Origin of the sequence: Lutimonas sp. (assembly GCF_051011215.1) — a bacterium.
Taxonomy (GTDB): domain Bacteria; phylum Bacteroidota; class Bacteroidia; order Flavobacteriales; family Flavobacteriaceae; genus Lutimonas.
Genome location: NZ_JBPCUJ010000033.1, coordinates 1 through 18,039, shown reverse-complemented (window position 1 = coordinate 18,039; position 18,039 = coordinate 1). Strand labels below are relative to the sequence as shown.

Below are 18,039 nucleotides of genomic sequence, written 5' to 3'. Positions count from 1 at the left end.
TATTTTTACTGAGATTAATCCATACTTACTGATGAAAAAGCACATCCCTAATTTATTTACTTTATTAAACCTGTTTTCGGGTATGATTGCAGTGATCATGGCGGCAACGGATGAGCTTTTATTGGCGGCATTCTTTGTTTTTCTTGGCATATTTTTTGATTTTTTTGATGGTTTTTTTGCCAGGAAGTTAAAAGTAGAAGGGGAGCTGGGTAAACAATTGGATTCTCTGGCAGATATGGTAACATCAGGTGTGGTACCTGGGATCATCATGTTTCAATTGATGCTTTATGCCAGTAAAGGCATGTGGTTTATGGAATTAAGCTGTGAGACCGGAAACTGGCAGGAATATCAGGATACGTATTTTTATTTTATTCCTTTTTCAGCCTTTATAATCACATTAGCTGCTGCCTACAGATTGGCTAATTTTAATATTGACACCAGACAGTCTACATCTTTTATCGGACTGCCGACACCTGCATTTTCTATTTTTATCATGTCACTTCCATTGATCTTGTTTTATGCGGACAATATGTTGGTCATTGAACTACTTCAAAACATCTATGTACTTCTTGCAATTACCTTATTGGGTAGTTATTTGATGAATGCTGAAATTCCACTTTTTTCGCTAAAATTCAAAAACTATAAATGGGAAGGCAATCAAATAAAATATATATTTTTAATACTCACCTTATTTTTGTTAATAGGGTTAAGAACAGTGGCAATTCCTTTGGTCATCATCTTATATGTATTGCTTTCCATTGTTGATAATAGCATGCATAAAAAAAGAGATTAACTAATTGTTAACCTCTTTGTATAAAATAGTTTATAACTATTTACTTATTCTTTTGGTTTAAATGAAAAATGCTGCCCTCCGATGGAAGCTTCATACATTAAACCACCTCGAGTCTGTGTGAAAATAGCCATGCCATCTTTCCATGCCACGTCCACAGATGCACCCGCTGTAATAGCAACTGCTGATGCCTGACCATCAAATTTCACTTTTTTATTGGTAAACCTGTCATAGGCCTCTTTATTTTCAAAAAAGATAACCTCCTTATACTGTTGTCCACCTAATTGAAATCCAATTGTTGCCTGACTCAAAGAAGATTGACCTGTTGGAACATGCCCTTTATATACGATTCCTTTTCCTCCAGCCCCGCCGATTCCTATCGCTCCTTTGGTAACTCTGGGAAACACTGCATAACCATAAGACTTGTCTTTAAAAGATTGAAGCTTTGGTTGTTTTTCGATCATTTCTACCAATGCAGTATCTGCATCTTTTATTAGATCAGCCTTCCAGCCACCAACCTGAGCCTGAACTCCTAGGGCAGCTGTAATTAAAAAAGTAAGCAATAATGCCTGAATTTTTTTCATAAAATATTGTTATTGATTAATGTAACAAATTTAAGATTTTAAGCGTAAGGTTATGGTGTATTTAAGGTATTTTTTTCTAGCACTATACTTTCCTGATAATTTAAACAATTTCATCTGAGATTTTTAGGTGAATACTAATTCATAGAGAATGAAAATTCCAATCTGTGTCTAAAGAATATGTTAAAAAATCTACAGTCGTATACAATTCATTGGACTTTTATCCGTTATTCTGTTTGTTATAATGATATAAATCTTCTCCCTGTTTAGTCATTTTATTTGCAACGTTATCGTTTAATTAAATAAATGCTATGAAAACAGAATATCAAACCAAAACGCTTAGGCTTTTATTTTTTGTTCTCTTCCTGACGTCCTTTATAGGGCAATCACAAACTACAGTTCCATTTGCCAAAAGGTATGAAACCCAAGGTATCAATGGAGATCTAACCATTATTGGTAATTCAATATTAGGAGAAACTTCAGATACGCCATACAACGGAGATACACAGAACAATTATATAGACATGGTGTTTATAGATATTGACAATGATGCATCCACCTTCAATTCGAGCAGTGCTACGTTTACTACCAATAGATGTAATCGAGTAGTTTATGCGGGTTTGTATTGGGGAGCCATTGCTTCACCTGCAACTCCTTTACCTGAAGAAGTTAAATTTAAGATTCCTGGAGGATCATACCAGGATCTTACTGCAGATGTCAACATTGACAGAATCTATTACAAAGATGTAACTTCTTTGCTTAGTGGTATGAACAATCCATCAGGAGAGTATTTTGTAGCTAATGTTAGTACAACAGAAGGTGCTAACTCCTCTGCAGGTTGGTCTTTGGTAATTGTATATGAAGATCCCACTGAATCCAGAAAATATATTTCAACGTTTGATGGCTTCTCAGCCGTAAGAAATGATCCTAATAATCAAGTAGATTTTGCATATTCAGGCTTTACGACACCACCTTCTGGTGCTGTTGAAGGTCGTGTTGGAGTTGCCGCCTTGGAAGGAGATCTGGGTTGGTTTGGAGATCAAATGTTATTTAAGGCAGACGGAAATGCGAATTTTACAGCCTTGTATGATGCCGAAAACAATGTAGATAATTTCTTTAATAGTAAAATTACCAGAGACGGGGCTCAGGTTACAGATAGAAATCTGAACAGTACCAACACCTTAGGATGGGATCAAAAATTATTGAATTTAACAGATTTAAATCCAGGCAATACACTTATTGGGAATGGTGAAACAGGAGCGACTGTTAGAGTCACGAATAACGTTGGAGGAGACCATATATATACCTTCCTGAATACCTTTGCTATCAACATTATAGAACCAAATTTACAGGTAATTACGAGTGTTGAAGATACATCAAATAACCTTATTACGCATCAATCTCCAGTTCCACTGGGATCAACGGTTTGGTATAACATTGCATTTCAAAACATCGGTACTGATAATGCACAGAATACGTATATTCTGAATAGTTTACCAATCAATGTAACTCTGGATGAAGATTCTATGGTCTTGCCGGCAGGTGTGAGTTATACCTTTAATCAAGCTTCAAGAGAACTACGATTTGATATAGACGATTCATTGGTGGAGAGAGAATCTCTTTCAGCTTCACATAGTATTCGTTATCAGGTGACGGCTTCAAATGAATGTTTTGACTATTCTGATGCCTGTACAAATTTGTTAGAAAACAATATTAGTTCATTTTACGATGGAGAAACATCCGGACAGAATGTGTCAGATCAGCCAGGGTTGAACGGCATCAACGGATGTGGCCTCGGAAGTGTCGGATCGATGGATCTGTTTGTAGATACAAGTTCTTGTTCCTTCGATAGTGAATTATTCTTTTGTAATAATACATTGACATTTTCTGGAGATGATGGCTATGATACCTATATCTGGACTGATGAAGATGGAAATGTTATTGGAAATGCTAAAGAGGTGACTGTAACCGGAGCAGGTGTTTATACGGCCACTCAGAGAAGAACAGGTTGTACTGAAACGATTAGAATTGTAAATGTACTGGGCTTGGATGTAACAGTAACACCGGCGGATGCGCTTTGTAAAGACAGCAATGGTAGTGTAGATATTAAGATCAATGAGGCATCTACTTCATACACTTTTGAATTATTGAGAAATGGCAGTGTTATTAACTCCATTGTAAAAACAAACGACAATCATGTGTTTAGCAATCTCGATATCGGGAACTACGAAGTGAGATCAACGAATGCTGATGGTTGTTTTGATGTTTCTTCTTTTTCTATCAGTGAACCAACATTACTTACTTCAAGTTCAAATAAACTCTATAACATTACGGTTTGTAATGGTGAGGTCATGAATGGTAGTCTTGAGACCAATGCAGCAGGTGGAACACCTCCTTATGAGTATAGCATTGATAATGGAACTACGTATCAGGTCGAAAATTTCTTTTCTGTAGCTACAGAAAGAAATTACGATGTCACTGTCAGAGATGCGAACGGATGTACTTCAGTATCAACTGTAGCCGTAGGTTTTGATGCTGAAATTGAATACAGTGTCAACAAGGAAGATGTCATTTGTGTAGGAGAAAAGGACGGAAGAGTAAATATAGATTTGACGAATGATCAAGGATATGATGTGAGCTATAGTATGGACGGAACTAACTTCAAGGCTGCGCCTAATTTCAGTGGTCTGGCCAAAGGAACGTATGACATATATATTAAAAAAGAAAATGCCTTCCACAGCTGTGTATCGCAAAAATCCGTAGAGGTAGAACAATTAGTTTATTTAGAGCTTACAGCTGATACTGATTTTTCTTGTCAGGGAGCCAGCAACATGATAATTGCTTCTGTTGATCCAATTTATCAGGATGATGTTACCTATACATTGGATGGAAGTTTAACGCAAGAGTCAGGAATATTTGAAAACGTTTCGAAAGGAAAACATACTGTATCAGTTTCTCATAAAGAGTTTGGATGTACGGATGCTCCAATTGAAGTAACCATTGAAGAATATGTTCCAATCACTTTTAATGTGGTGATGACAAACTTAAATGAATACACGGTAGTTGCCAGTGGCGGAAGACCTGCGTATGAATTCAGTTTGGATAGCGATAATGATTTTGGAACTAATAATATATTGGATCTCAACAGCACCCGTGAGACAAGAGATTACACCTTTTATGTAAGAGATGAAAGAGGTTGTGTGCTTGAAAAGACAGTCTTTTTAGAATTCCTGGATATTGAAATTCCTGATTTTTTCACACCTCAAGGTGATGGTATCAATGATACCTGGTATCCGATCAATATTGAGATATATCCACAGATAACTGTAAAGATATTTGACAGGTACCAAAGATTGATTGCGAGTTATGAAGGCAATAAAAGAAGTTGGGATGGAAGTTATAAGAGCAAGCCGCTTCCAAGTGGTGACTACTGGTATATCGTTCGTTTAAACGAAGCATCAGACAACAGAGAATTTAAAGGGAATTTCAGTTTAGTTAGATAGTAGTTATGAAAAAAGCAATCATTATAATCATATTGTTCGTTTCGGGTTGGTCATATGCTCAGGAATTTAAACTGACACCTTACACCCAATATTTGGTAGAAAATCCATTTTTGATTTCACCGGCGTATGCAGGTGATAGTGAAATGAATCGTTTAAGGCTTACCAGTGCTTTTCAATGGGTTGGATTAAGTAATGCACCCAGCACCCAGACATTGTCTTATGACGCACATATCTTAGAGAAATCAGGAATTGGTGGTGTTTTATTTTTAGATAAAAATGGTAATACATCACAAATCGGTGGGCAACTATCGTTTGCACATCACCTAACAATCAATTCGGCGAATTTGCAATATATTTCGTTTGGGCTTTCCTATAAGTTTACACAGTTTAAAATTGATGTGTCTGATTTTGATAATCCAAATGATGATCCCAATATTGGCGCAGATATTTCATCGCATAATTCAAATTTTGATGCAGCTGTTTTGTATAAAATCGAAGGTTTTTATTTTAGTTTTAATGCAGCCAATATTCTCAACAAAAGTGTCAAGGCATTTGATGAATCTGAACCTCAAAAAATTCGTAACTATTATATTTATACCGGATACGTTTTTGAGTTGAATCAGAGCGATTGGGAGATAGAACCATCCTTGTTTTTCAAATATTTTGAAAGTGATGCCAGATCCATCTCTGATGTGAATGTAAAAGCCAAGAAAAACACTGATGATGGCTATTATTGGGCAGGATTGAGTACACGATTTTTAAACGACCAAAGCTTTGAACCTCTGGCAGTTGTGCCTCTTTTGGGCTTGAAAAAGAAAGATTTTTACGTTGGATATGCATTTCAATACAATATTAATGAAGCAAATGAGTTAAATCATGGAGGGACGCACATGTTGACACTTGGATATGATTTTGAATCTCGAAGAGGAAGTCCCAGATGGTAATGCTAGAAAAAGAAAATTGTTTAAGAGAATATAAATTTAGGAGCTATGAAAAAGATCAAAATAGTCTTGTTTTTAATGTTGTTTGTTATTTTAAGTTTTTCGACGTTTGGATAATTTCCAATTAGAAGGTAAAAGATCAACTCCCCAGTAAAATATTTGTATAACATTTAAAGAAACCACGAACCATGAAAGCCATTAGAATTATTATGATGTTTTTTGTCTTCACGCTGATTAGTGTGCAGGGTAGTTTCGCTCAGGAGGGTAAAACAGCAGCAAAAGAAGTTCACAAGACAACAAAAGAAAAGACACCTTTAAAGGTAAAAGAATCATTAAAAGATTATTCAAATTATAAGATATCCAATGAAGTGACTTATGTGAGAAAAAAGGATATCAATGTCTATAAATTCAAAGTAGAAAAAGGAACATGGTCTCATTATCTATTGATCAATGAGAGCGGTAAAATCATAGGAATAGAAACAGGTGAACATTAAAGCTTAAAGTCATCTGGAAAAATTTTTAATAAATTTTTCAGATTTGTTTGTATGTATGCCCTATCACCAGCAGGTGGTAGGGTTTTTTTTACAAATTAAGTTTCTTCTTATGTTCTTTTAATTCAAAGCTTTCGCCCAAATATACCTTTCTAACCAATTCATCATCTGCCAGTTCTTTAGGCGTACCTTCTCTTAAAATCCCTCCTTCAAACATTAAATAGGTTTTGTCTGTAATGGCCAAGGTGGCATGTACATCGTGATCCGTAATGAGAATACCGATATTTCTATCTTTTAAATGCGCTACAATACTTTGAATATCTTCCACAGCAATTGGGTCAACCCCGGCAAAAGGTTCATCCAATAGTATAAAATTAGGGTCTGAGGCAAGGGCCCTGGCAATTTCAGTTCTTCTTCTTTCCCCACCAGACAATAGATCTCCCCTGTTTTTTCGTACATGGCCCAAACTAAACTCTTCGATGAGTAATTCTAACTTCTTTTTCTGTTCTGACTTACTGAGTTTTGTGAACTGCAACACCGACATGATATTATCTTCAACAGATAATTTTCTAAAAACAGAAGCTTCCTGAGCCAGGTATCCGATTCCTTTTTGAGCACGTTTATACATAGAATCATTCGTGATTTCTTCATCATCCAGGTAAATTTTACCTTCATTGGGTTTGATCATTCCTACAATCATGTAAAAAGAAGTGGTCTTTCCTGCTCCGTTAGGCCCCAAAAGTCCAATTATTTCACCCTGTTTTACTTGAAGAGAAATGCTTTTAACAACTTTTCTATTCCCGTACATTTTCATGATATTGTCGGCTCTTAAAATCATAATCAACTATTGGATTTATATTTGTCATTTAACCCATGACCAGCTATGATCATCGGTCTTATTTTTTCTAAGCGCACTTTCTTCGTCTGATCTCTTTTGGCACTTGAAATATATTCTGCGTATTCCCGTTGTTTTCCGGGTGTCAATTTTTTAAAACATTCTTTTAATGTATCATCAGCGCTAAATTCGACTTCCAATTCATCAGGGATAGATACTTTTTTTGAAGGCTTACTGATGGCTATCTCTAACCCTTTTTTTTGATTCGCTATGGTTTCTTCAAGATAGGCATCCAGGACGGACTCATTTATTTCATGTAATTCTTTAAAATGGATCTGTCTCATTCCCTTGGTTTTCCCTTCCTGGGCATTGTGCAAAATAGTTGCCGAATCTTTTAGGAAAGCACCCTGAAAAAACCATAAACCAACATGGTTTTTAAAAGCTCCAATTCCAACCAGATTTTTATGTTGAAAGACATACGTAGGAATTCCCCATTTAACCGTTTCTTCGAAATTATGTTTCGTGACAATTCTTCTCAATTCCAAAAGAATGTCTTTGAACTTGTCGTGTTGCTCAATATATGAAAGTATTTGATTATCGACGCTCATTCATTATTTCTTTGCTAAGGCTTTTTCGGCTTCCTTTTCCTGTTTCTTGACTATAAATTTAGATATTTTAATACTTACCTCATATAAAATAATCATCGGGATAGCAACAATTACCTGACTGATAATGTCTGGAGGCGTTATAACAGCGGCCAGAACGAGCACCAGTACCAGAGCATACTTTCTATAAGTTTTTAAAAATTCAGGTGTGACAAGTCCCATTTTGGTGAGGAAATAAATAATAATCGGAAGTTCGAAAATAAACCCTGCAGAAAGGCATGAGGCCTTTAAAAGACCCGTATATGAACTTAAATCAAAATTGTTTCTGACTTCATCGGCTACACGGTAGCTACCCAAAAAATTGATGGATAAGGGTGTTATCACATAATACCCAAACAGGATACCAAGGAAGAACAAAAATGAGGTGATGATAATAAAACTACGGGCATTTTTTTTCTCATTCTCGTATAAAGCAGGTTTTATAAATTTCCATACTTCCCATATGATGTATGGAAAGGCCATCACAAATCCAAAAGCAATTGAAGTCCAGATGTGAGCAGAAAACTGACCGGCCATTGTTCTACTTTGAACAATAAAAGGAATTTCATCTATGCACAGTCCGTCCGTTCCAAAGATTTTTGAAACTGAACATAAAAATCTATAGGTAAAAAAAGACGGATCTTTGGGAGCTAAAAGTATCGAGTTAAAGATGAAGTCTTTCATCACAAAGGCAATCATACCAAACGCCAAAATAGATAAAGAAGATCTCACAAGGGTCCATCTCAATACTTCAAGATGGCCTAAAAAAGACATTTCTTCTGTTTGTTCACTCATAATTTATTTTTTTGAATAGCAATCGAGGTTTCTAAAATAGTACATTTCGCAATCTTCATTAGATGATTCCTTCTTTTAATAAATCATGAAAGTGAACAACACCCGTATATTTCTTGTCTTTTGTAACCAAAATCTGGGTTATGTTGTTTTTCTGCATGATATCCAATGCGTTTACAGCCATCGTATCCGAACTAACTGTAACCGGATTGCTACTCATAATATCTTTCGCTTTTAACTCTTTCAAGTCTACGGAATTCTCTAGCATTCTTCGTATGTCTCCATCGGTGATGATCCCTACAATGTAGCCATCGCTTACCACGGCTGTACTTCCTAATCTTTTCTTGGATATTTCATTGATGACATCTTTGATCGGGGTGTGCTCTTCAACTTGAGGAACTTCATTTTTTTCCGCCAGTTCATTGACTCTTAAATACAATTTTCTTCCAAGCGTTCCTCCTGGGTGGTATTTTGCAAAATCACTGCTTGAAAAATCTTTTAGATTTAAAAGACAAATAGCCAGTGCATCGCCAATCACTAATTGAGCTGTGGTGCTTGTGGTCGGTGCCAGATTATTCGGACAGGCTTCTTTTTCAACAAAAGAACTCAAGGTGTGATCTGCATGCTCTCCTAAAAATGAAGATTCATTTCCCGTAATGGCGATGATTTTATTGCCATAGTTTTTGATCAAAGGAAGCAAAACTTTAATTTCAGGTGTGTTGCCACTTTTAGAAATACAAATGACAACATCATCTTTCTGAATGTTTCCTAAATCTCCATGAATGGCATCTGCCGCATGCATAAAAACAGCTGGAGTTCCCGTAGAATTCATGGTGGCAACAATTTTTGAGGCGATATTAGCACTTTTGCCAATTCCGGTAACTATCACCCGTCCTTCGGAATTGAGAATGGTCATAACAGCCTTTTCAAAGTCTTCATTTACCAGCTCGGCGAGTTGTTTTATGGCATCAGCTTCAATGAGAATTGTCTCCTTTGCTGTTTCAATTATGTTTTTATTCTTATTCAATACTTTGTATTTATTTTATCAAAATAATATGTTATATTTATACTATGGTTGATTTTAATTAAACAATTGTTAAATTCAATTGACCATATCCCCCTCATTAATTTTGGCACTAAAGTTGCAAAAATATTCAAAAATAGATTAACACGAGGATGAAAGTAACAAAAATTAACTTACACGAATATTTGAAGAAATATTTTGGTTTCAGTAAGTTTAAAGGTTTACAGGAGGATGCGATTGAAAGTTTAATAGAAGGAAACAACACCTTTGTTGTGATGCCTACAGGTGGAGGGAAATCCTTAATTTATCAATTACCTGCGCTGATTCTTGATGGTACGGCCATTGTAGTATCTCCCTTAATAGCTTTAATGAAAAATCAGGTGGATGCCATACGAGGCATTTCGTCCCAACATGGAATAGCCCATGTGTTGAATTCATCCTTGAACAAGGGTGAGGTAGCCAGGGTGAAAAGTGATATTGAGAGTGGTATTACGAAATTATTATATGTTGCCCCGGAATCATTGACAAAGGAAGAAAATATTGAATTTTTAAAAAAACAAAAAATTACTTTTTTTGCCATTGATGAGGCACATTGTATTTCGGAATGGGGTCATGATTTCAGACCTGAATATCGCAATCTGAAGAATATTATTTATAAAATTGGAAGGTTTCCGATCATAGGTTTAACGGCCACTGCCACGCAGAAAGTACAGGATGATATTTTAAAGAATTTAGGGATCAGTGATGCCAGGACTTTTAAGGCCTCATTTAATCGGGCTAATTTATTTTATGAGATCAAGGCAAAAACCCAGGAAGTTGAAAAAGATATTATTCGTTTCATACGAAATTATAAAGGGAAATCAGGTATTATATATTGTCTGAGCCGAAAAAAGGTAGAAGAAATTGCTCAGGTCCTGCAAGTAAATGGTATTAAAGCAGTGCCATATCATGCAGGTCTTGATGCCAAGACACGAGCCAAACATCAGGACATGTTTTTAATGGAAGACATTGACGTGGTTGTGGCGACCATTGCCTTTGGAATGGGAATTGACAAACCAGATGTCAGATTTGTAATTCATCACGATATACCGAAGAGTTTGGAGAGTTATTACCAGGAAACAGGACGTGCCGGAAGAGATGGAGGTGAAGGATACTGCCTGGCCTATTATTCATACAAGGATATTGAAAAGCTGGAAAAGTTTTTATCTGGCAAACCAGTGGCTGAACAGGAAATTGGAAATGCACTACTTCAAGAGGTTGTTGCATATGCAGAAACATCCATGTCACGAAGAAAATTTTTACTTCATTATTTTGGTGAAGAATTTGATGAAGTGAATGGGGAAGGTGCGGATATGGATGATAATGTTAGAAATCCTAAGAAAACTTCTGAAGCCATGAGTGAAGTGGTTACTTTATTAGAGGTGGTGAAGAAAACCAAAGAAGAATACAGATCTAAGGAAATAATAAATACGCTGATAGGTAAAGAGAATGCTTTGCTTATTTCTCACAAAACACATTTACAGGCTATTTTTGGTGTCGGAAAGGCAAAAGAAGATAAGCATTGGATGGCCTTGATCAGACAGGTGTTAGTAGCTGGGTTCCTAAAAAAAGAGATCGAGCAGTACGGTGTGTTGAAATTAACTAAGAAAGGCGAAGATTTTATTGGAGCACCGCACTCTTTTATGATGACAGAGGATCATGTTTACAGTGCTGAGAACGATGCAAGTATTATCACGAATGCAAAAAGCTCAGGAGGCAGTGTTGATGAACAGTTAATGGGCTTGTTAAAAGATTTGAGGAAAAAAGTGGCGAAAAAACAAGGAGTACCTCCTTTTGTGGTTTTTCAGGACCCTTCCCTGGAAGATATGACCTTAAAATATCCCACAGATATCAAAGAACTTGGGAATGTGCATGGCGTTGGAGATGGAAAGGCTAAAAAATTTGGTAAGGACTTTGTGGATTTAATTGCCAATTATGTCAAGGAAAATGATATTGTAAGACCGGATGACCTGATAGTAAAAAGTACCGGTGTTAATTCTGGTTTGAAACTATACATTATTCAGAATACTGATAAAAAAATTCCTTTGTCTGATATTGCTCATTCAAAAGGTCTTGATATGGCAGAATTGGTAAAAGTTATGGAACAAATAGTGTATTCAGGCACAAAAATTAATATTGATTATTGCATTAATGACTTGGTGGATGAGGATCAGCAGGAAGAAATACTAGAGTACTTTATGGAAGCAGAAAGTGACAGAATTCAGCTTGCTCTTGATGAATTTGATGGTGATTATGACGATGAGGAACTGAGATTGATGCGGATTAAATTTATAAGTGAAGTTGCTAATTAAGTAAAAAAATAAATAATAAGCTATGGAAGATGGCGCATCAAACAAGGATTCTTTAAAAGCTAAAAAAAAGAATCTCAGTACAAAGGTGTATGAAAAAGAACTGGAAAAACTGCAAATAGAACTTGTTAAACTTCAGAATTGGATCCAGAAGAAAGAATTAAAGGTAGTTGTGATTTTTGAAGGTAGGGATGCGGCCGGAAAAGGAGGCGTCATCAAAAGGATTTCTCAAAGTTTAAATCCACGGGTCTGTAAAATTGTAGCTTTAGGTACCCCATCCAGCCGAGAAAAAAGTCAATGGTATTTTCAACGATATGTACCTCATTTACCTAGTGCAGGAGAGATGATTCTATTTGATAGAAGCTGGTATAACAGGGCAGGCGTGGAACATGTCATGGATTTTTGTACGCAGGATGAATACAACGAATTTATGCGCTCTTGTCCGGAATTTGAAAGAATGCTCATTCGTTCAGGAATTATATTGCTAAAATACTGGTTCTCTGTTTCAGATTTGGAACAGGAGCGAAGGTTTAAATCGAGAATTAATGACCCTATGAAGGGATGGAAGTTGAGTCCTATGGACCTGAAGTCCCGAGAGCACTGGGTTGAATATAGCATGGCGAAAGACGAAATGTTCAAATATACAGACACGAAACAATCACCCTGGTATGTAGTGCCTGCGGATAACAAGAAAAAAGCACGATTAAATTGCATCAGTCATTTATTGGGGAGCATAAACTATGAAGAAATCGAAAGAGAAAAGATTGTTTTACCTCCAAGAAAAGATGATAAGGGCTATGTTCGAACTCCTTTTTCTAACCAGTCTATTGTGCCGCAAAAATACTAGAACGCTACAGGCTAAGAAAAGCCACGGCAAAACCGATTAATATCGCTGCGAACTTCTGAAGATTGAATTTATGATTTTCTGAGCTTTCAAACAATATCGCTGTAGAAATATGTAGGAAAACACCGATAATGAGGGCATTTATCTGATCTTCATAGGCATGGATCATTGAGAAATTTCCTGAAACCCAACTACCCAGGGGGCTCATAATTGCAAATAGAAATAAAAATAAAAAAACCAACCCTTTTGACAGGGAAGAATTCTTCAGGAATACAGCCAGTATGATGGTGATGGGTAGTTTGTGAATTACAATAGCAAATAATAAGTTGTTATTTTCTTCAATTCCGAGAGGCATTCCTTCAAGAAAAGCATGAAGGCATAAACTCCCTAATAACAGCCAGGGGATATTCTGCTCAAAATCATGAGAATGAATATGTCCGTGTTCCGCCCCTTTGGATAAATACTCCAAGCCGGTTTGAAGTACTATCCCAATTAAAATAAAGGCACCTATATGTTCCTTTTGTCCGCTAAAAACCTCAGGAATTAAATGTAAAACAGTTACGGATAATAAGTAAGCTCCACTAAAGGACAAGAATAATTGAAGTTGTTTTTTATTAGGTTTGGTCAACTGAACCAATAAAAAACCGGCAATTACGGGAATAACAAGGGCAAGATATATCATTGCATTATAAGGATTAACCTATCTGAATTCTCAGCATTGAATGGATTTAATTCATAATCACCAAATACATGCTGAATCGTAAGACCTGCACTTTTAGCAAAATTCTGCATTTTATCCAGATCCAGCGCTTGTACTTTTTCTTGAAAATGATGCACTTCGTTTTGATCGGTAAGCTCGATTTCTTTGATGATAAAATTTTCAGTTACTCTTTTTCTAATTAGAAAATCAATACCTTTTTTACTGATTTCCTGTTCAGGGATCAGGCTTGATTTCACCTTGTTTAAATTTAAAAAATCAATAACGATGTGGCCATCAGTGCGCAGGGCCGCTTTAAAGTTTTTAAGTACTTGAATATTGGTTGTTTCCTGATTAAAATAACCAAAACTGGTAAAAAGGTTAAAGATGGAATCATAGATCCCTTGCAAAGGGTCCCGCATATCATGAATTTCGAATGACAATCCTTCCTTTTGAAATTGCTTGGCATGCTCGATACTATTGGCCGATAAATCCGCTCCGGTAGTAGTAAAGCCCTGTGAATGTAAAAAACGAGCGTGCCTCCCTTTACCACAGGGTAGGTCCAGAATACTATCTCCTTTGGAGAGATGTAGAAAATCAATTAAATTGGACATAAACAACTTTGCCTCATCATCATTTCTGTAATCGTACAGAATATGATAGAAGCTTGTATCAAACCAATTCTCGAACCATTCTTTTTCTTTTTGCATAATTTTAAAAATCAAACAAAAATAGAAAATATTACTAAGAGAGAAGTAAAGTTTTAGTTTTTGTAAGAATTGTTTACTGACTGATATCTTTGCTGTATTTTTGTGGCATGAATGAAAATTACGATATGCTGGCCAAATGCTTGTTTGGCTTTGAAGATGTTCTCGCCAGAGAACTAAGAAATTTAGGGGCTCAAAATGTGAAAGAAGGGGTTCGAAATGTCCGTTTTAAAGGAGATAAGGGCTTTATGTATAAGGCAAACCTGGCCCTGCGTACGGCCATTAGAATACTGGTGCCCATAGAAACCTTTATGATTAGTAATGAAGATGATTTATATAAAAATCTGTCTAGAATTTCTTGGGAGAAATATTTGGACGCCAGTGACACTTTAGCGATTCATTCTTCAGTTCATTCTGAAATATTCTCCAATTCGCATTATGTTTCGCTGAGAAGCAAGGATGCCATTGTGGATTATTTCCGTAAAAAATTTCAGAAAAGACCTAGTATTGATACCAAACATCCTGATGTGCAATTTGACGTGCATCTTCAAAACAATACTTGCACTGTTTCTTTAGATAGTTCCGGAGATTCACTGCATAAAAGAGGGTATCGAAGTGATACCAATATCGCTCCGATTAATGAAGTCCTGGCAGCAGGCCTGGTTCTTATGACAGGGTATGACGGGACTCAAAATTTTGTCGACCCCATGTGCGGAAGTGGTACGATTCTGATCGAGGCAGCAATGATAGCAAATAACATTCCTGCCAATATAAATCGTCCTGAGTTTTCTTTTGAAAAATGGAAGGATTTTGATCAGGAATTGTTTGATGTCATTCATGATTCTCTTTTAAAGAAAATAAGAAGTTCAGATAAAAAAATAGTAGGTTTTGACAAGGCTCCATCGGCAGTTAGAAAGGCACAGAACAATATTGAAAATGCTTCACTAGAAGAGTTTGTTAAGATTGAACGAAAGAACTTCTTTGAAGAGTTTAGTCCCGTTCAAGGCAATACGATTGTGGTTTTCAATCCACCTTATGGAGAAAGGTTGCAAGTAAACGTTCCTGTTTTTTATCGACAAATAGGTGATACATTAAAACAACATTACCCAGACACTTCTGCCTGGCTGATTACATCAGATTTTGAATCTGGTTTGAAAAATGTAGGTTTGAGAACATCTAGGAAAATTAAGGTGTACAACGGTAAACTTGAATGCCGTTTTGTGAAGTATGAAATGTATTCGGGAAGTAGAAAGGCAAAGAAACAAGCATGATCTTTGTTAAAGAAATAGAGGCAGTAGATACCTATGCTATTAGAAAAGATGTTTTACGGGAAGGGATGACATTGTCGCATAAAATGGCGGGTGATGAAGAAGATTCTACCCTACACCTTGGTCTGTTTGAATCAGATCAACTTGTTTGCATTGGCAGTTTTATGAAAGCTTCAAAAGCTGAATTTGATGGAATTCAATACCAGCTACGTGGAATGGCCTCAACAAAAAAAACACAGGGGAAAGGCTACGGAAGGCAATTGCTGCAGACTGCAGAACAAAAACTTAGAGATGGTGGCGTAGATATGGTATGGTGCAATGCCAGAACTATTGCTGTCAATTTTTATAAAAAACTGGGATATAAAACAGCAGGAGAGGTCTTTGAGGTAGAACAAGTTGGTCCTCATTACCTGATGTTTAAAAATTTGACTTAAATTAGTTTCAATATTCCGGTTTGAATAAATTGAAACTACATCTTTGTCTGGTATTGATGCTCTATGTGGGTGTTCACAAGTCCATGGGTGCTGATAAGATGAGATCTGACACCTTGCCCAAAATATCCAACTTGATCGATTCCCTCATATTAAGCGAAAAATTAGATTGGTCCGTGCGATTGGTTTCAAATTTCAAACAGCAACAATTCAGATTGAGCAATGAAGACAGTAAACTAATTTATCGCCCAAATAACCCATTTGGAGTAGGTTTTGGTGTGGCAAATCAAAAAATGGTCATTGATGTCTTATTCAATATTAAAGGTGATAGTGAAGAAGTCACCGACAAATTTGCAGCAGAGGGAGCGATTATTATCAATAGGAACATGTTTGGTTTTACCCTAGAGAATGTTCACGGCTATAATGTGACCAGCAAGCAGACTGATGAGCAAGAATTCAGAGATGATATTTCTGTTTTTTCTTTGGGCTTGGAATACTTACGAATTTTAAGTGATAACAATATAACGGTTCGTGGAATGAAAGCAGGGATATCTGATCAGAGAAAAACGATTTTATCCTATGGTGTGGGAGGTTTTATGATTGTGAAGGATTTAAGAGCCGATGCATCGATCATCCCGGAGGCTGACCGTGAATTCTTTAATGAGCAGGCCCGAATTTATGAAACCTCAAGTTTTGGAGGAGGTGTATTGGCTGGTGTTTCCTCTTATTTTAATCTTCCCAGTCATTTTTTTGCTACTGTTTTCGTGGCGTCAGGACTTGGACTGGAGTATAAGTATCTGAAATCTGAAGGTGGTAATTATGTGGTGTCAAATCCCTGGATCTTTAAAACAGATCTTTTTGGATCCCTTGGCTATAACCGGAAGAAGTTCTATGTTCATTTTACTTTCGGAACTGACTGGTATCTGAGTAATATAGATTTCCAAAATCAATTGTTCCTGAGTGTTACCAAATCTAAATTTATTGTGGGATTCAATCTGGAGAACATCAATAAAAAGAAAAAATCAAATTGATAGGGCGTGGCATAAAAAAAACCGAGAACAAATGTTTCGGTTTTTTCAAAATTCTATGTAGCGAGGAGCAGAATCGAACTGCCGACCTCCGGGTTATGAATCCGACGCTCTAACCATCTGAGCTACCTCGCCGTTTAATTTTTTAAAATACCATAAATGGCCTTCTAAAATTGAGTTTGCAAATATAAAAACAAATTCATTTACGGCAAGTAAAGAGCTTAAAAATATTTAAATAAAATATTTTTTTTAGAAATAGATATTCTATATATTGCTTGAATCTAAATAAATCAAGAATGTCAAGTAAAGTAAGAATAGACTTGGAATTTCCGATCCATGCTTCTCCTAGTTTTTTATATCAGTATATATCTACACCTGATAGTATGGGAGAGTGGTTTGCAGATAATGTGAATTCGAGAGGGAAGAAGTATATCTTTATATGGGATGGTGCTGAGGAAGTTGCTGAACGAATTGCTCAGAAGAACGATACTTATATCAGGTTTAAATGGGAAGAAGATGATGATGATGATTCTTATTTCGAGTTGCGAATTGAGGTGGATGACCTTACCAAAGATGTATCTCTTTTGGTAGTGGATTTTGCTGATGATGATGAGGTTGAAGAATCAAAAATGTTTTGGGAAAATCAGATCGCTGAACTCAAACATGTTATTGGAGGATAATTATAATTATAGATACTGGAAAAGCCTTGATTTATCAAGGCTTTTTTTATTTTTGCCTTTTAAAACAAGGATGATTTATGGTTAATCAGAATGGCAATATTATTAAATCGGACGAAATACGTTTAGATCAGCAAAACAGGGCCTTTAAATATGGTGATGGTATTTTTGATACGCTCAAGTTTGAAAATGGGAGTATCAATTTTATTGAAGATCATTATTTTAGATTGATGTCTTCTATGAGGATGTTGAGAATGAAAATTCCTATGGATTTTACGCTTGAGTATTATATCAAACAGATCAAGTTGACTTTAATGGCAAATGATCTAAATGATTCAGGAAGAATTCGTGTCGATGTTTTCAGAAAAAGTGGTGGTTTATATACACCTGAGACCAATGAAATTGAATACGTGATTCAGGTCGGTGAGATTCGAGACC

18 protein-coding genes and 1 tRNA gene are annotated in these 18,039 nt (G+C 36.1%); 11 read left to right on the top strand and 8 right to left on the bottom strand.

Features of this window, described 5'->3' with window-relative positions; genetic code table 11:
• Window positions 1-31: 31 nt before the first annotated feature.
• The gene (locus tag ACR2MV_RS03635) at window positions 32-793 is read left to right on the top strand and encodes a CDP-alcohol phosphatidyltransferase family protein (protein ID WP_434020538.1); all 762 of its coding nucleotides are present in this window, start codon (window positions 32-34) and stop codon (window positions 791-793) included.
• Between the two features lie 44 nt (window positions 794-837).
• On the opposite strand, the gene ACR2MV_RS03630 is transcribed toward ACR2MV_RS03635, so the two are convergent.
• Window positions 838-1,374: a YSC84-related protein gene (locus ACR2MV_RS03630; RefSeq protein WP_434020537.1), complete on the bottom strand. Its 537-nt coding sequence runs from the start codon at window positions 1,372-1,374 to the stop codon at window positions 838-840.
• Window positions 1,375-1,682: 308 nt separating this feature from the next.
• Between ACR2MV_RS03630 and ACR2MV_RS03625 the strand changes: the two genes are divergently transcribed.
• The 3 genes from ACR2MV_RS03625 to ACR2MV_RS03615 all read left to right on the top strand — a co-directional run bounded on the left by ACR2MV_RS03625 (window position 1,683) and on the right by ACR2MV_RS03615 (window position 6,309).
• Window positions 1,683-4,874: a T9SS type B sorting domain-containing protein gene (locus ACR2MV_RS03625; RefSeq protein WP_434020536.1), complete on the top strand. Its 3,192-nt coding sequence runs from the start codon at window positions 1,683-1,685 to the stop codon at window positions 4,872-4,874.
• Between the two features lie 5 nt (window positions 4,875-4,879).
• Window positions 4,880-5,818, top strand: coding sequence for a PorP/SprF family type IX secretion system membrane protein (locus ACR2MV_RS03620; RefSeq protein ID WP_434020535.1), 939 nt, complete (start codon window positions 4,880-4,882; stop codon window positions 5,816-5,818).
• 185 nt (window positions 5,819-6,003) lie between these two features.
• Window positions 6,004-6,309 (top strand): hypothetical protein, encoded by a 306-nt coding sequence (locus ACR2MV_RS03615; protein WP_434020534.1) that lies wholly within the window; start codon window positions 6,004-6,006, stop codon window positions 6,307-6,309.
• Window positions 6,310-6,397: 88 nt separating this feature from the next.
• Here the strand turns inward: ACR2MV_RS03615 and lptB are convergent, their stop codons facing one another.
• The 4 genes from lptB to ACR2MV_RS03595 are packed head-to-tail and all read right to left on the bottom strand — an operon-like array spanning window position 6,398 to window position 9,604.
• Window positions 6,398-7,144 (bottom strand): LPS export ABC transporter ATP-binding protein, encoded by a 747-nt coding sequence (gene lptB, locus ACR2MV_RS03610; protein WP_434020533.1) that lies wholly within the window; start codon window positions 7,142-7,144, stop codon window positions 6,398-6,400.
• A 2-nt stretch (window positions 7,145-7,146) separates the two neighbouring features.
• A complete protein-coding gene (locus ACR2MV_RS03605) occupies window positions 7,147-7,749 on the bottom strand; it encodes a YdeI/OmpD-associated family protein (RefSeq protein ID WP_434020532.1) in 603 nt (200 codons plus the stop codon).
• Between the two features lie 3 nt (window positions 7,750-7,752).
• Window positions 7,753-8,580 (bottom strand): twin-arginine translocase subunit TatC, encoded by an 828-nt coding sequence (tatC, locus tag ACR2MV_RS03600; RefSeq protein WP_434020531.1) that lies wholly within the window; start codon window positions 8,578-8,580, stop codon window positions 7,753-7,755.
• 58 nt (window positions 8,581-8,638) lie between these two features.
• The gene (locus ACR2MV_RS03595) at window positions 8,639-9,604 is read right to left on the bottom strand and encodes a KpsF/GutQ family sugar-phosphate isomerase (RefSeq protein WP_434020530.1); all 966 of its coding nucleotides are present in this window, start codon (window positions 9,602-9,604) and stop codon (window positions 8,639-8,641) included.
• A gap of 149 nt (window positions 9,605-9,753) precedes the next feature.
• Here ACR2MV_RS03595 and ACR2MV_RS03590 point away from each other — a divergent pair, with 149 nt between their 5' ends.
• The gene (locus tag ACR2MV_RS03590) at window positions 9,754-11,952 is read left to right on the top strand and encodes a RecQ family ATP-dependent DNA helicase (RefSeq protein WP_434020529.1); all 2,199 of its coding nucleotides are present in this window, start codon (window positions 9,754-9,756) and stop codon (window positions 11,950-11,952) included.
• Window positions 11,953-11,974: 22 nt separating this feature from the next.
• On the top strand, window positions 11,975-12,796 hold the full coding sequence (ppk2, locus tag ACR2MV_RS03585) for a polyphosphate kinase 2 (RefSeq protein WP_434020528.1): 822 nt from the start codon (window positions 11,975-11,977) through the stop codon (window positions 12,794-12,796).
• Window positions 12,797-12,800: 4 nt separating this feature from the next.
• On the opposite strand, the gene ACR2MV_RS03580 is transcribed toward ppk2, so the two are convergent.
• Both ACR2MV_RS03580 and ACR2MV_RS03575 read right to left on the bottom strand, forming a co-directional pair.
• A complete protein-coding gene (locus ACR2MV_RS03580; RefSeq protein WP_434020527.1) occupies window positions 12,801-13,475 on the bottom strand; it encodes a ZIP family metal transporter in 675 nt (224 codons plus the stop codon).
• Complete coding sequence (locus ACR2MV_RS03575) at window positions 13,472-14,200, bottom strand: SAM-dependent methyltransferase (RefSeq protein ID WP_434020526.1); 729 nt, start codon at window positions 14,198-14,200, stop codon at window positions 13,472-13,474. Before ACR2MV_RS03575 ends, ACR2MV_RS03580 begins: the two co-directional genes overlap by 4 nt.
• Window positions 14,201-14,307: 107 nt before the next feature.
• On the opposite strand from ACR2MV_RS03575, the gene ACR2MV_RS03570 reads away from it, so the two are divergent.
• Genes ACR2MV_RS03570 through ACR2MV_RS03560 form a run of 3 tightly spaced genes read left to right on the top strand, consistent with a single transcriptional unit; the run spans window position 14,308 to window position 16,927 of the window.
• Window positions 14,308-15,468 carry a THUMP domain-containing class I SAM-dependent RNA methyltransferase gene (locus ACR2MV_RS03570; protein WP_434020525.1) on the top strand — a complete coding sequence of 387 codons (1,161 nt, stop codon included), beginning with the start codon at window positions 14,308-14,310 and terminating at the stop codon, window positions 15,466-15,468.
• Complete coding sequence (locus ACR2MV_RS03565; RefSeq protein ID WP_434020524.1) at window positions 15,465-15,899, top strand: GNAT family N-acetyltransferase; 435 nt, start codon at window positions 15,465-15,467, stop codon at window positions 15,897-15,899. Before ACR2MV_RS03570 ends, ACR2MV_RS03565 begins: the two co-directional genes overlap by 4 nt.
• Before the next feature lie 20 nt (window positions 15,900-15,919).
• Window positions 15,920-16,927, top strand: coding sequence for a DUF4421 family protein (locus ACR2MV_RS03560; RefSeq protein WP_434020523.1), 1,008 nt, complete (start codon window positions 15,920-15,922; stop codon window positions 16,925-16,927).
• Between the two features lie 58 nt (window positions 16,928-16,985).
• On the opposite strand, the gene ACR2MV_RS03555 is transcribed toward ACR2MV_RS03560, so the two are convergent.
• A tRNA-Met gene (locus ACR2MV_RS03555) sits at window positions 16,986-17,059 on the bottom strand.
• Between the two features lie 161 nt (window positions 17,060-17,220).
• Here ACR2MV_RS03555 and ACR2MV_RS03550 point away from each other — a divergent pair.
• Both ACR2MV_RS03550 and ACR2MV_RS03545 read left to right on the top strand, forming a co-directional pair.
• On the top strand, window positions 17,221-17,604 hold the full coding sequence (locus ACR2MV_RS03550) for an START-like domain-containing protein (RefSeq protein ID WP_434020522.1): 384 nt from the start codon (window positions 17,221-17,223) through the stop codon (window positions 17,602-17,604).
• Between the two features lie 77 nt (window positions 17,605-17,681).
• On the top strand, window positions 17,682-18,039 hold a 358-nt coding region (locus ACR2MV_RS03545; protein ID WP_434020521.1), incomplete at its 3' end, for an aminotransferase class IV.

Bases quoted from the DNA above. Each gene is read 5' to 3' on its own strand.
- ACR2MV_RS03635 (WP_434020538.1), top strand. From the start codon at position 32: ATGAAAAAGCACATCCCTAATTTATTTACTTTATTAAACCTGTTTTCG.
- ACR2MV_RS03630 (WP_434020537.1), bottom strand. From the start codon at position 1,374: ATGAAAAAAATTCAGGCATTATTGCTTACTTTTTTAATTACAGCTGCC.
- ACR2MV_RS03625 (WP_434020536.1), top strand. From the start codon at position 1,683: ATGAAAACAGAATATCAAACCAAAACGCTTAGGCTTTTATTTTTTGTT.
- ACR2MV_RS03620 (WP_434020535.1), top strand. From the start codon at position 4,880: ATGAAAAAAGCAATCATTATAATCATATTGTTCGTTTCGGGTTGGTCA.
- ACR2MV_RS03615 (WP_434020534.1), top strand. From the start codon at position 6,004: ATGAAAGCCATTAGAATTATTATGATGTTTTTTGTCTTCACGCTGATT.
- lptB (WP_434020533.1), bottom strand. From the start codon at position 7,144: ATGATTTTAAGAGCCGACAATATCATGAAAATGTACGGGAATAGAAAA.
- ACR2MV_RS03605 (WP_434020532.1), bottom strand. From the start codon at position 7,749: ATGAGCGTCGATAATCAAATACTTTCATATATTGAGCAACACGACAAG.
- tatC (WP_434020531.1), bottom strand. From the start codon at position 8,580: ATGAGTGAACAAACAGAAGAAATGTCTTTTTTAGGCCATCTTGAAGTA.
- ACR2MV_RS03590 (WP_434020529.1), top strand. From the start codon at position 9,754: ATGAAAGTAACAAAAATTAACTTACACGAATATTTGAAGAAATATTTT.
- ppk2 (WP_434020528.1), top strand. From the start codon at position 11,975: ATGGAAGATGGCGCATCAAACAAGGATTCTTTAAAAGCTAAAAAAAAG.
- ACR2MV_RS03580 (WP_434020527.1), bottom strand. From the start codon at position 13,475: ATGATATATCTTGCCCTTGTTATTCCCGTAATTGCCGGTTTTTTATTG.
- ACR2MV_RS03575 (WP_434020526.1), bottom strand. From the start codon at position 14,200: ATGCAAAAAGAAAAAGAATGGTTCGAGAATTGGTTTGATACAAGCTTC.
- ACR2MV_RS03570 (WP_434020525.1), top strand. From the start codon at position 14,308: ATGAATGAAAATTACGATATGCTGGCCAAATGCTTGTTTGGCTTTGAA.
- ACR2MV_RS03565 (WP_434020524.1), top strand. From the start codon at position 15,465: ATGATCTTTGTTAAAGAAATAGAGGCAGTAGATACCTATGCTATTAGA.
- ACR2MV_RS03550 (WP_434020522.1), top strand. From the start codon at position 17,221: ATGTCAAGTAAAGTAAGAATAGACTTGGAATTTCCGATCCATGCTTCT.